The 11,136-nt window shown below is 60.6% G+C and carries 14 protein-coding genes and 1 pseudogene; 13 read left to right on the top strand and 2 right to left on the bottom strand.

Annotated elements, in window-relative coordinates; all coding sequences use genetic code 11:
• The 8 genes and pseudogenes from HNP33_RS09590 to HNP33_RS09555 all read left to right on the top strand — a co-directional run.
• Nucleotides 1-162 (top strand): annotated as a pseudogene (locus tag HNP33_RS09590) (electron transfer flavoprotein subunit alpha/FixB family protein); the annotation flags it as partial.
• Between the two features lie 497 nt (nucleotides 163-659).
• A complete protein-coding gene (locus HNP33_RS09585) occupies nucleotides 660-1,589 on the top strand; it encodes a branched-chain amino acid ABC transporter permease (RefSeq protein WP_184707717.1) in 930 nt (309 codons plus the stop codon).
• A gap of 12 nt (nucleotides 1,590-1,601) precedes the next feature.
• Nucleotides 1,602-2,678: an ABC transporter permease subunit gene (locus HNP33_RS09580; protein WP_184707715.1), complete on the top strand. Its 1,077-nt coding sequence runs from the start codon at nucleotides 1,602-1,604 to the stop codon at nucleotides 2,676-2,678.
• Between the two features lie 15 nt (nucleotides 2,679-2,693).
• Nucleotides 2,694-3,473, top strand: coding sequence for an ABC transporter ATP-binding protein (locus HNP33_RS09575; RefSeq protein ID WP_184707713.1), 780 nt, complete (start codon nucleotides 2,694-2,696; stop codon nucleotides 3,471-3,473).
• A 2-nt stretch (nucleotides 3,474-3,475) separates the two neighbouring features.
• Nucleotides 3,476-4,207 (top strand): ABC transporter ATP-binding protein, encoded by a 732-nt coding sequence (locus tag HNP33_RS09570; protein ID WP_184707711.1) that lies wholly within the window; start codon nucleotides 3,476-3,478, stop codon nucleotides 4,205-4,207.
• A gap of 220 nt (nucleotides 4,208-4,427) precedes the next feature.
• The gene (locus tag HNP33_RS09565) at nucleotides 4,428-4,793 is read left to right on the top strand and encodes a DMT family protein (RefSeq protein ID WP_184707709.1); all 366 of its coding nucleotides are present in this window, start codon (nucleotides 4,428-4,430) and stop codon (nucleotides 4,791-4,793) included.
• Nucleotides 4,794-4,920: 127 nt separating this feature from the next.
• A complete protein-coding gene (locus HNP33_RS09560; protein WP_184707707.1) occupies nucleotides 4,921-5,568 on the top strand; it encodes a DUF47 domain-containing protein in 648 nt (215 codons plus the stop codon).
• 12 nt (nucleotides 5,569-5,580) lie between these two features.
• Nucleotides 5,581-6,591 carry an inorganic phosphate transporter gene (locus HNP33_RS09555; RefSeq protein WP_184707705.1) on the top strand — a complete coding sequence of 337 codons (1,011 nt, stop codon included), beginning with the start codon at nucleotides 5,581-5,583 and terminating at the stop codon, nucleotides 6,589-6,591.
• 77 nt (nucleotides 6,592-6,668) lie between these two features.
• Here HNP33_RS09555 and HNP33_RS09550 read toward each other — a convergent pair whose 3' ends face one another.
• Both HNP33_RS09550 and HNP33_RS09545 read right to left on the bottom strand, forming a co-directional pair.
• A complete protein-coding gene (locus tag HNP33_RS09550; RefSeq protein WP_184707704.1) occupies nucleotides 6,669-7,124 on the bottom strand; it encodes a TM2 domain-containing protein in 456 nt (151 codons plus the stop codon).
• On the bottom strand, nucleotides 7,121-7,648 hold the full coding sequence (locus HNP33_RS09545; RefSeq protein ID WP_184707702.1) for a GNAT family N-acetyltransferase: 528 nt from the start codon (nucleotides 7,646-7,648) through the stop codon (nucleotides 7,121-7,123). Before HNP33_RS09545 ends, HNP33_RS09550 begins: the two co-directional genes overlap by 4 nt.
• A 108-nt stretch (nucleotides 7,649-7,756) precedes the next feature.
• Between HNP33_RS09545 and rpsP the strand changes: the two genes are divergently transcribed.
• The 5 genes from rpsP to HNP33_RS09520 all read left to right on the top strand — a co-directional run bounded on the left by rpsP (nucleotide 7,757) and on the right by HNP33_RS09520 (nucleotide 11,098).
• Nucleotides 7,757-8,008 (top strand): 30S ribosomal protein S16, encoded by a 252-nt coding sequence (gene rpsP / locus HNP33_RS09540; protein WP_184707700.1) that lies wholly within the window; start codon nucleotides 7,757-7,759, stop codon nucleotides 8,006-8,008.
• Between the two features lie 159 nt (nucleotides 8,009-8,167).
• A complete protein-coding gene (rimM, locus tag HNP33_RS09535) occupies nucleotides 8,168-8,740 on the top strand; it encodes a ribosome maturation factor RimM (protein WP_184707733.1) in 573 nt (190 codons plus the stop codon).
• 75 nt (nucleotides 8,741-8,815) lie between these two features.
• On the top strand, nucleotides 8,816-9,589 hold the full coding sequence (gene trmD, locus HNP33_RS09530) for a tRNA (guanosine(37)-N1)-methyltransferase TrmD (RefSeq protein ID WP_184707698.1): 774 nt from the start codon (nucleotides 8,816-8,818) through the stop codon (nucleotides 9,587-9,589).
• A gap of 120 nt (nucleotides 9,590-9,709) precedes the next feature.
• Entirely contained in the window at nucleotides 9,710-10,090 is a 381-nt protein-coding gene (gene rplS, locus HNP33_RS09525; RefSeq protein ID WP_184707696.1) for a 50S ribosomal protein L19, read from the top strand.
• A 330-nt stretch (nucleotides 10,091-10,420) separates the two neighbouring features.
• The gene (locus HNP33_RS09520; RefSeq protein WP_233464461.1) at nucleotides 10,421-11,098 is read left to right on the top strand and encodes a CoA pyrophosphatase; all 678 of its coding nucleotides are present in this window, start codon (nucleotides 10,421-10,423) and stop codon (nucleotides 11,096-11,098) included.
• The last annotated feature ends 38 nt before the right edge of the window (nucleotides 11,099-11,136 follow it).

The following is an 11,136-nucleotide window of genomic DNA, read 5'->3' as shown; positions in this document are numbered from 1 at the left end:
GCGGGCATCTCGGGTGCGATCCAGCACTTGGCGGGCATGAAGGACTCGAAGGTGATCGTGGCGATCAACAAGGACGAGGAGGCACCGATCTTCAGCGTGGCCGACTATGGCCTGGTGGCCGATCTGTTCGAGGCGGTGCCCGAGATGGTGGGCAAGCTGTAAATTCAGCCCCTCCGGAGCAAACGCGGCCTGGCCGCGTTTTTTTATTGCCGGGCCTTCACCGGGGAGGGGAATGCACCCTTGCGGGCGCAGGCTTCGACACCGGAGCAGGCCGTTTTCGAAGCCCGGAATGGCCCTGCATCCAGCCGGTGTAAATGCCTCGCAAGGGTATTTGCACGGATGCTACGCGCCCTTTTGCTGGTTATCAATAACGAATCACGGGGAATGTAAGTTGTTTGTAAGTATTCAGGGGGTCTATATATTTATTACTGGTGGATTCCCTAGCAATCCATGCGAAAAGCGTCAGTTTTCGTGACCTTTTGGTGCAAATGACTAGGGAAAGCGCTAGCGACGAAAGAGCGTGAAAACACCGGCCCGTCGATAGAATTCCTGCGATCCGCATAAAACTGTTATCGCGGTTAGAGGCGGTCTGTATTACAGGGTAATCACCAGGTGAATGCAGTCTTTGCCATCGTGGTTCAACTGGTGAAGGGTTGGTTATGGATATTTTGCTGCAGCAGATCATTAATGGTCTGGTACTGGGCAGCATGTACGCTTTGATAGCCTTGGGCTACACCATGGTGTACGGCATTATTCAATTGATTAACTTCGCGCATGGCGAAGTGCTGATGATCGGTGTGCTGACGAGCTGGAGCATCATCGGCTGGATGCAGGGCGCGATGCCCGACACGCCCGGCTGGATCATCTTGCTGATTGCCACCTTGATTGCCTGTGTGGTGGCGGCAGTGCTCAATTTCACGATTGAAAAGCTGGCCTACCGGCCGCTGCGCAACAGCCCGCGCCTGGCGCCGCTGATCACTGCCATTGGCATGTCGATCCTGCTGCAGACGCTGGCCATGATCATCTGGAAGCCCAATTACAAGCCCTATGCAACCTTGTTGCCGGCTGAGCCCTTTGAAGTGGCGGGCGCGGTGATCACGCCGACCCAGATTCTGGTGCTGGGCGTGACGGCCATTGTGCTGGCCGTGCTGATGTACCTGGTGAACTACACGCGCCTGGGCCGCGCCATGCGTGCCACGGCTGAAAACCCCCGCGTTGCTGCATTGATGGGTATCAAGCCAGACATGGTGATTTCGGCCACCTTCGTGATCGGTGCCGTGCTGGCGGCGATTGCCGGCGTGCTGTGGGCATCGAACTACGGTACGGCCCAGCACACCATGGGTTTCCTGCCGGGTCTGAAGGCGTTCATCGCCGCGGTGTTTGGCGGCATCGGCAACCTGGCGGGCGCCGTGGTGGGCGCCATGATCCTGGGCCTGGTGGAGGCCATCGGCGCCGGTTATATCGGCGAGCTCACCGGCGGCATTCTGGGCAGCCAGTATGTCGACATCTTCTCGTTCATTGTGCTGATCATCGTGCTGACCCTGCGTCCTTCGGGCCTGCTGGGCGAGCGTGTGGCCGATCGCGCGTAAGGGGAAAACAGCATGAAGAACAACAAAGCACAATGGATTGTGGGCGCGATCGCGCTCCTGGTGTTACCGCTCATCCTGCAGTCCTTCGGCAACGCCTGGGTGCGGATTGCCGACCTGGCGCTGCTCTATGTGATGCTGGCCTTGGGTCTGAATATCGTGGTGGGCTTTGCCGGCCTGCTGGACCTGGGCTATGTCGCTTTCTATGCGGTAGGCGCCTACATGCTGGGCTTGATGGCCTCGCCCCATCTGGCCGAGACATTCGAAGGCTTCAAGGCCATGTTCCCCAATGGTCTGCACACCTCGATCTGGCTGGTGATTCCGCTGGGGGCGCTGCTCGCGGCCGTGGCGGGGCTGATTCTGGGTTTTCCGGTACTTAAGTTGCGGGGCGATTACCTCGCCATCGTGACCCTGGGTTTTGGCGAGATCATCCGTATCTTCATGCTGAACCTGGACCAGCCTGTCAACATCACCAACGGCCCCAAGGGCCTGGGCCAGATTGATTCGATCAAGATCTTCGGCTTTGACTTTGCCAAGCCGCTGGAAATCGGCAGCTACACGGTCTCGTCGGTCACCTTGTACTACTACCTGTTCCTGGTGCTGGTGGTAGCCAGTGTGGTCATCTGCTACCGCCTGCAGGATTCGCGCATCGGCCGCGCCTGGATGGCGATCCGCGAAGACGAAATTGCCGCCAAGGCCATGGGCATCAACACCCGCAACCTCAAGTTGATGGCGTTTGGCATGGGCGCAACGTTTGGCGGCGTGTCCGGCGCCATGTTCGCGGGTTTTCAGGGTTTTGTGTCTCCCGAGTCGTTCAGCCTGATGGAGTCGATCATGATCGTTGCCATGGTGGTGCTGGGAGGCCTGGGCCATATCCCCGGCGTCATTCTGGGGGCGGTGCTGCTGTCGGCCCTGCCGGAAGTGCTGCGTTATGTGGCCGGCCCGCTGCAGCAGATGACGGATGGGCGCCTGGATGCCTCCATCCTGCGTCAGTTGCTGATCGCCGTGGCGATGATCGTGGTGATGCTGCTGCGCCCGCGCGGCCTGTGGCCCGCACCCGAGCACGGCAAGAGCGCCATCCAGAAAGACTGAGCAGGAGAATAGAGCATGACGAGTACACACGCTCCTGCACTGAAAGTGGCAGGTATTTCCAAGCGCTTTGGCGGTCTGCAGGCGCTGTCCGATGTGGGTTTGACCATTGAGCGCGGCCAGGTCTATGGCCTGATCGGCCCCAATGGGGCGGGCAAGACCACATTCTTCAATGTGATCACGGGTCTCTACACGCCCGACAGCGGCACTTTCGAGCTGGCAGGCACGGCTTACCAGCCGACCGCGGTGCACCTGGTGGCCAAGGCGGGCATTGCGCGCACGTTCCAGAACATCCGTCTGTTTGCCGAGATGACGGCGCTTGAGAACGTGATGGTGGGGCGCCATGTGCGCAGCCAGTCCGGTCTGTTGGGCGCTATCTTCCGCACCCAGGCTTTCAAGGCCGAGGAAATGGCGATCAAGGAACGTGCCCGCGAACTGCTGGCCTACGTGGGCATTGAGCGCTATGCCGATTACAAGGCGCGTACCCTCTCCTATGGCGACCAGCGGCGCCTGGAGATTGCGCGCGCGCTGGCAACCGATCCGCAATTGATCGCGCTCGACGAGCCAGCGGCCGGCATGAATGCCACTGAAAAGGTGCAGCTGCGCGAGCTGATCGACCGTATCCGCAACGACAACCGCACGATCTTGCTGATCGAGCACGATGTAAAGCTGGTGATGGGCCTGTGTGACCGGGTGACCGTGCTCGACTATGGCAAGCGCCTGGCCGAGGGCACGCCTGCCGAAGTGCAGAAAGACGAAAAAGTGATTGAGGCCTACCTGGGCACCGGAGGACATTGAGTATGACGGACAAGACAAGCAACCCGGTGTTGTTGAAGGTACGCGGGCTGAAGGTGGCCTATGGTGGCATTCAGGCCGTCAAGGGCGTGGATTTCGATGTGCACGAGGGCGAGCTGGTGTCGCTGATCGGCTCCAATGGTGCGGGCAAGACCACGACCATGAAGGCCGTGACCGCCACGCAGGCCATCAACGACGGCCAGATCGAGTTCCTGGGCCAGAACATCAAGGGCCTGGGCGCCTGGGATCTGGTGGCCAAGGGCCTGGTGATGGTGCCCGAAGGGCGGGGCGTCTTCACGCGCCAGACCATCACCGACAACCTGATGCTGGGCGCTTACCTGCGCAAGGACAAGGCGGGTATCCAGGCCGACATCGAGAAGATGTTTAACATCTTCCCGCGCCTGCGCGAGCGCATGGATCAGCTGGCGGGCACCATGTCCGGTGGCGAGCAACAGATGCTGGCCATGGCGCGCGCGCTGATGGCGCAGCCCAAGCTGCTGCTGCTCGACGAGCCGTCGATGGGCCTGTCGCCCATCATGGTGGACAAGATCTTTGAAGTGGTGCGCGATGTGTACGCCATGGGCGTGACGATCGTGCTGGTGGAGCAGAACGCGAGCCGCGCGCTGGCCATTGCCGACCGTGGCTACGTCATGGAGTCGGGCATCATCACGATGACCGGCCCGGGCCAGGAGCTGCTGGCCGATCCGCGCGTGCGAGCTGCCTATCTGGGCGAGTAGGGCGCACAGACCGCGCGGCGAGCGGCGTGCCACATCGACTTTCTTTCAGAAGCACCGCATGGCGGTGCTTTTTTATTGCTCTCAATATAATAGCTTCTGGTGATTGCTGTATAAGGTCTGTGGGGGAATTTTGTTCGTTGAAAGATGGGTGGCGAGAGGGCGCGCAGCAAAAATCGGCGGCTTGCATCACAATGGCGCAACTTTTTTTCAAGGTGGTTGTGTGAATTTTCTCCAGTCCATTCCCGTGCCCGTGCAAACGGTGCTGCTGCTGGTGCTCAGCAATGTGTTCATGACCTTCGCCTGGTACGGTCACCTCAAGAACCTCTCCACCTCGCCCTGGTACATTGCCGCCATCGTCAGCTGGGGCATCGCATTTTTTGAATACATGCTGCAGGTTCCCGGCAACCGTATTGGTGCGACGCAGTTCAATGTGGGCCAGCTCAAGATCATGCAGGAGGTCATCACCCTGCTGGTTTTTGTGCCGTTTTCGGTCTGGTTCCTGGACCAGCCGCTCAAGCTCGATTACCTGTGGGCCGGGCTGTGCCTGTTGGGCGCGGTCTACTTTGTTTTTCGGGGCGCTGCCTGAATTAAGACAAAATAATGACAGCTGCATTTAAAATTGATGAATTGTGCAGTGCAGCAACCTGTTCCTCTCCTGGGTGGGTCACCCGCCCTCACTCCCTCTCCCGCATTGAAACCGTATAGGTGCCCCCATGCTCTTTGGCAAACTCTTGCCGCGCGAAGGTAATTTTTTCGAACTGTTCAACCAACATGCGGACCGCATCGTCGAAGCGGCCCATGCATTTGCACAGTTGGTGGCCAACTACAACGATCCGCATCTGCGCGAGCGTTACAACCAGGACGTGGACAATGCCGAGCGTGCCGCGGACCGTGTGACCCACGAAGTCAACCGTACCCTGCACAAGACGTTCATCACCCCGATCGACCGTGAGCAGATCCACGCGCTGATCAACACCATGGACGATGTGGCGGACCTGATTCAGGATTCGGCCGAAACCATGGCGCTGTACGACGTGCGCCACATGACCGAGGAAATCACCCGTCTCACCGACCTGAGCGTTAAGTGCTGCGAGCGCGTGCGCGATGCGGTCAAGATGCTCGACCGCATTGCCGAGCCCGCCACGACCGAAGCGGCCATCAAGACCTGCGAGGAAATCGACCGCCTGGAGAGCGATGCTGACCGTGTGATGCGCTCTGCCATGAGCAAGCTCTTCCGCGAAGAGCCTGATGTGCGCGAGGTGATCAAGCTCAAAGCCATCTATGAGCTGCTGGAGACCATCACCGACAAGTGCGAAGATGTGGCCAACCACATCGAAGGCATCATCCTGGAAAACTCCTGATCGGGCAGCCCCATGGAACCGATGCAAACCGCCCTGTGGGTGATTGTCGTGCTGGTGGCGCTCGCCATTCTGTTCGACTTCATGAACGGGTTTCACGACGCGGCCAACTCGATTGCGACCGTTGTCTCCACCGGCGTGCTCAAGCCCACCCAGGCAGTGGTGTTTGCGGCATTCTTCAACTTTGTTGCCATCTTTGTCTTCCACCTGAGCGTGGCGGCCACCATTGGCAAAGGCATTGTGCAGCCCGGCATTGTTGATACCCACGTGATCTTTGGTGCCCTGGTGGGTGCCATCAGCTGGAACGTCATCACCTGGTACTACGGCATTCCGTCGAGCTCATCCCATGCGCTGATCGGCGGCATTGTCGGCGCGGTCATTGCCAAGGCGGGCGCAGGCTCGCTGATTGCCAGCGGCATCTGGAAGACGGTCGCCTTCATCTTCGTCTCGCCGCTGCTGGGCTTTGCCCTGGGCTCCTTGATGATGGTCATTGTGGCGTGGGTGTTCCGCCGCGCCACGCCCGGTCGTATCGACAAATGGTTCCGCCGGCTGCAACTGGTATCTGCCGGTGCCTACAGCCTGGGCCACGGCGGCAATGACGCGCAAAAGACCATCGGCATCATCTGGCTGTTGCTGCTGTCCACGGGCTACGCATCGCCCAACGATGCCGAGCCGCCGCTGTGGGCCATTGTTTCGTGCTACGCCGCCATTGGCCTGGGCACCATGTTTGGTGGCTGGCGCATCGTCAAGACCATGGGCCAGAAGATCACCAAGCTCAAGCCCGTGGGTGGTTTCTGCGCAGAGACCGGTGGCGCGATGACGCTGTTCATCGCCACTGCACTGGGTGTGCCCGTATCCACCACGCACACCATCACCGGCGCCATCGTCGGCGTGGGCTCCACGCAGCGCGCCAGCGCTGTGCGCTGGGGCGTGGCGGGCAATATCGTCTGGGCCTGGGTGCTGACCATTCCGGCAGCCGCCTTTGTTGCTGCGTTTGCGTACTGGGTCAGCCTGCAACTGTACTGATTTCGCTCGTGATAAAAGAGCTGCCTGCGTTTCGGAGAAAACGCAGGCAGCTCTTTTTTGTGGGGGAACGCAATTGTTTATTGGGAAATCTTGCGCGCCTCTTCGATCTGGTACTGAAAATAGTGCTCAAAGCTGTAGGCGAAGCTGGCCATCAGGATGGCGGTGCCGATCATCAGCGCGGCGCCAATGCCAAACACCGTGATCCAGTTGGTGCGGCCAGGGGCGGCCTCCTGATCGAGCGAGGGATTGAAGCGCGCGTTCCATTTTTCGGGTGCCATCAGCCCGTAGATGATGGCCATCAAGGAGCAGGCTGCGATGGTGAAGCCCAGAAGCGGCACCAGCAGCCAGCTCATCTGGTCGTCAATGCCATTGGCGGCAATGCGCTCCATGCCATACAGGCCCAGGGCAGTGGGAATGGGCAGCAGCCAGCCGATTGTGTCTCCCAGGCCATGCAGGTAGAAACGGTGCAGGCCCAGCGGCCCGCCCAGAAAGGCCAGCCAGGTGGCGAGGGTCTTGTTTTTTGCAGATTTCATGGGGCGGGAGGCGTGCTGTCGCCAGCACCCAGGGTTTTTTCCATCATCACGATATCAAGCCAGCGGCCGAACTTCCAGCCGACGGAGCGCATGGTGCCCACGGGTACAAAACCAGCGGCGGCGTGTACACCGATGGATCCATGGTTGCCCGAATCGCCGATCACTGCAATCAATTTGCGGACACCGGCCTGCTCACATGCGTCGATCAGCGCCTGCATCAGAAGCCGGCCAATGCCTTTGCCGTGCTGGCCGTCTGCCACGTAAATTGAGTCTTCCGCCGAGAAACGGTAGGCAGGCCGCGCCTTGAACCAGTTGGCGTAGGCATAGCCCACTACCTGTCCATCGTCTCCGACTGCAACCAGATAGGGCAGCTTGCGCTGCAGCACCTCATCGCGGCGGCGGGCCATTTCCGATTCGACGGGCGCTTCGGTCTCGAAGCTGCCGGTGCCATGCAGCACATGGTGGGCGTAGATCCGGGTGATGGCGGGGATGTCTTCCAGGGTGCTGATCCGAACGCTTGGCATAGTTTCCAGAAATTTGTATAATGCACAGCTTTGCTGCGTGTCGCTGGCCGGGTGGCTAGTCGCGTGTCTCAAACGTGGCAAGAAAATTTCACCACCCGAAGGATTATTATGGTCGTAGTTCGACTCTCCCGCGGCGGCTCTAAGGCCCGTCCGTTCTACAACATTGTGGTTGCTGACAAGCGCGTGCGTCGCGACGGCGCTTTCATCGAGCGTCTGGGTTTCTACAGCCCCCAAGCCAAGGACGGCACCGAAGGCCTGCGCCTGGCGCTGGATCGTCTGGCTTACTGGAAGAGCGTGGGCGCCCAGGCTTCTCCAACCGTGGAACGTCTGGCCAAGCAAGTCGCTGCCAAGGCTGCTTAATACGCCATCTCTCCGGATCGGTTGCGCTTGATGTGCAATCCTCCGCGCGGGCCGTTAGTTGCGACAAGCACTACGGCCCGTTTTTTATCGCCATGCCGCTTTCCCATGGGGAAAACCCTCTCCGGGGCCGAGGCTACCTTTCGCACTGCCATTTTTGCCATGCCTGCTACCGAACTCATTCTGTCGCCCGCCACCCTGCCAGACGATGCCATTGAAGTGGCGCGCATTGCCGATGCCTGGGGCGTCAAGGGCTGGTTCAAGGTGTTTGCGCTCAGCAGCGATCCGCAAGCACTGCTCAAAGCCAAGCACTGGTTCATCCAGCCACCGGAAAAAGGCGCCCGCCATTTTCAGGGCGTGGCCTCGCTGGAGATGCGGCAGGCCCGCTTCCACGGAGACGGCATGGTGGGCTGGGCGCAAGGCGTTGATGACCGCGACCAGGCCGAAAAGCTCAAGGGTGCGCGGGTCTTTATCTCGCGCGCCGAGTTTCCCAAGACCGATGACGACGAGTATTACTGGGTCGATCTGATGGGGCTCGCCGTAGTGAACCGCGAAGGGCTGGCGCTCGGCATCGTCAAGGATCTGATGTCCACCGGCCCGCAGACGGTGCTGGTGGTGGGCTACGAGGAAGATGGCAAGGCGCAGGAGCGCCTGATTCCCTTCGTGAACGCCTTTGTGGACGAGGTATCGCTGCCCAACAAGCGCATCACGGTTGATTGGCAGCCTGATTACTGATGAAACAGGCACGGCACTGGGCGCGGCCCCTCTCCAGGGATTGGCGCCGCTTGGATGCCGGAAAGGATCGCTCGTATGCGCTTTGACATCATTACGCTGTTTCCTGAACTGTTCGCTCCTTTTCTGGAGGTCGGCGTCACGCGCCGCGCCTACCAGAGCGGCCAGGTGGCAGTGCATTGCTGGAACCCGCGCGATTACGCTCCCGGCAATTACCGCCGTGTGGACGACCGCCCCTTTGGCGGGGGACCCGGCATGGTGATGATGGCGCAGCCGCTGGCCGATTGCCTGGCGGCCATCCGTGCCCAGCGTGCGCAGGCAGGCGAGGGCGACAGGCCCGCGCCGCTCGTGCTGTTCTCGCCCATTGGCCGTGCCATCAACCACGCCGAAGTGCAGACATGGTCGGATTCGCAGGGCGCCATTTTGTTGTGTGGCCGCTACGAGGGCGTGGACCAGCGCTTCATCGACCAGTTTGTGGATATGCAGCTGAGCCTGGGCGATTTTGTGCTTTCAGGGGGCGAGATTGCGGCCATGGCCCTGCTGGATGCGGTGACGCGCCTGCAACCGGGCGTGCTGCACGACGAGGGCAGCCACCAGCTGGACAGCTTCAACCCCGCGCTGGACGGCTTGCTCGATTGCCCCCATTACACGCGGCCCGAGGTGTGGAACGGCCAGCCGGTGCCTGCCGAGCTGCTGTCGGGACACCACGCCCACATCGAGCGCTGGCGCCGCGAGCAAAGCCTGCGCATCACCGCCGCGCACCGCCCCGAGCTGCTGGAGGCGGCCCGCACGCGCGGCCAATTGACCCGCAAAGATGAGCAGGTGTTGGCGGATTTGCCAAAACCACTATAATTGCCGGTTTACCGATCCTCTGCCCGGCCGCTTTGTTCAATGGTGAACCAAGCAATACGCTGGTAACTCTAGGTCGCCAGCTGCCAATCCATGGCGCGTGCAAGATCGTTGGATGAAACCATGAACCTGATCCAGATTCTCGAGCAAGAAGAAATTGCTCGTCTGAACAAGACCATTCCTGAATTTGCCCCTGGCGACACCGTGATCGTGAGCGTGAACGTTGTTGAAGGCACCCGCAAGCGTGTGCAGGCTTACGAAGGCGTGGTGATTGCCAAGCGCAATCGCGGTCTGAACAGCGGCTTTACCGTGCGCAAGATCTCCAGCGGCGAAGGCGTGGAACGTACGTTCCAGACCTACAGCCCTATGATCGCGGGTATCGAAGTGAAGCGTCGCGGCGATGTGCGCCGTGCCAAGCTGTACTACCTGCGCGAGCGCAGCGGCAAGTCTGCTCGTATCAAGGAAAAGCTGCCAGCACGCAAGGCAGCTGTTGCAGCAGAATAATTCTGCGCAGCCCTGTGCTGAAAGCCGCTACGGTGCAAGCTGTAGCGGCTTTTTTCATGGCAGCCGGGCAGCGCCCCACGGGGGGCAGCGGCCACATGCCAGCGGGCAAGCGTGGGGGCTGCATGGCCAGGTGGCTTGTGCCGTGACCGCAACCGAGCCCAGGCGACAACCCTGCTCGGCAAGGGGGGCTGGGTTTTCTTATGATGCGGGGGAGAGGTTCGCATGAACAAGAATTCCAGCAGCCAGCCGGCGATGGCCGGTTTTGAACAAGATCAGGCATTGGCGCCCATCCAGAATGTGTCGGCAGCTATCAAAAAAGTAGTCCCCATTATGGACCCGCGCACGGTGCCGGTGGTACAGGTCGATACCGGCCTGCCCGCTGTGGCGCCTGCGTGCCTGAGCGCCGAGCATCTGCGCCAGGCGTTTGGTGGCGGCAGCCTGGATTGGCAGCCGGAGCTGAGCAATGAACACCGCTGGACGAGCAAACCACCAGCCAAGGCGGCGGTACTCGTTGCCCTGGTGCAGCGGCAGGAGATCAACGTGCTGCTTACCCAGCGCAGCGCGGGCCTGTCCAACCATTCGGGGCAGATTGCCTTTCCCGGGGGGCGACAGGACCCGGAAGACCACAGCGCCAATGACACCGCGCTGCGTGAAGCCTGGGAAGAAGTGGGGCTGGCGCGCGACCGGGTCGAGGTGCTGGGCAGCCTGCCGGTCTATGCCACAGGCTCGGGTTTCGACATTACTCCAGTGGTGGGGCTGGTCAAGCCGCCGTTCGCACTCGCACCCAATCCGGGCGAGGTGGACGATATCTTCGAGGTACCGCTGTCGTTTTTGATGAACCCGGCGCACCACCAGTGGCAGCAGCTGGACACGCCCGAGCTGTCGCGGCGTTGGTTATCCATGCCATACCAGGATCCGCTGTCCGGTCATCAGCGCTTCATCTGGGGCGCTACCGCAGGCATGCTGCGCAATCTGTACCGATTTCTGGCCTTCCAGACGCCACGCTGATTAGTAACTACTTGTATGTTGCAGATCAGCCGGTATGA

The sequence above is a fragment of the Comamonas odontotermitis genome (assembly GCF_014207855.1).
Classification (GTDB): domain Bacteria; phylum Pseudomonadota; class Gammaproteobacteria; order Burkholderiales; family Burkholderiaceae_C; genus Comamonas; species Comamonas odontotermitis_A.
The sequence above is the reverse complement of the archived record's forward strand: the minus strand, read 5'-3'. Positions and strand labels throughout refer to the sequence as shown.

Coding starts and splice junctions, on each gene's coding strand:
- rpsP (WP_184707700.1), top strand. CDS start 7,757: ATGGTCGTAGTTCGACTCTCCCGCGGCGGCTCTAAGGCCCGTCCGTTC.
- HNP33_RS09520 (WP_233464461.1), top strand. CDS start 10,421: ATGGACCCGCGCACGGTGCCGGTGGTACAGGTCGATACCGGCCTGCCC.
- trmD (WP_184707698.1), top strand. CDS start 8,816: ATGCGCTTTGACATCATTACGCTGTTTCCTGAACTGTTCGCTCCTTTT.
- HNP33_RS09550 (WP_184707704.1), bottom strand. CDS start 7,124: ATGAAATCTGCAAAAAACAAGACCCTCGCCACCTGGCTGGCCTTTCTG.
- HNP33_RS09580 (WP_184707715.1), top strand. CDS start 1,602: ATGAAGAACAACAAAGCACAATGGATTGTGGGCGCGATCGCGCTCCTG.
- rimM (WP_184707733.1), top strand. CDS start 8,168: ATGCCTGCTACCGAACTCATTCTGTCGCCCGCCACCCTGCCAGACGAT.
- rplS (WP_184707696.1), top strand. CDS start 9,710: ATGAACCTGATCCAGATTCTCGAGCAAGAAGAAATTGCTCGTCTGAAC.
- HNP33_RS09575 (WP_184707713.1), top strand. CDS start 2,694: ATGACGAGTACACACGCTCCTGCACTGAAAGTGGCAGGTATTTCCAAG.
- HNP33_RS09555 (WP_184707705.1), top strand. CDS start 5,581: ATGGAACCGATGCAAACCGCCCTGTGGGTGATTGTCGTGCTGGTGGCG.
- HNP33_RS09585 (WP_184707717.1), top strand. CDS start 660: ATGGATATTTTGCTGCAGCAGATCATTAATGGTCTGGTACTGGGCAGC.
- HNP33_RS09545 (WP_184707702.1), bottom strand. CDS start 7,648: ATGCCAAGCGTTCGGATCAGCACCCTGGAAGACATCCCCGCCATCACC.
- HNP33_RS09570 (WP_184707711.1), top strand. CDS start 3,476: ATGACGGACAAGACAAGCAACCCGGTGTTGTTGAAGGTACGCGGGCTG.
- HNP33_RS09560 (WP_184707707.1), top strand. CDS start 4,921: ATGCTCTTTGGCAAACTCTTGCCGCGCGAAGGTAATTTTTTCGAACTG.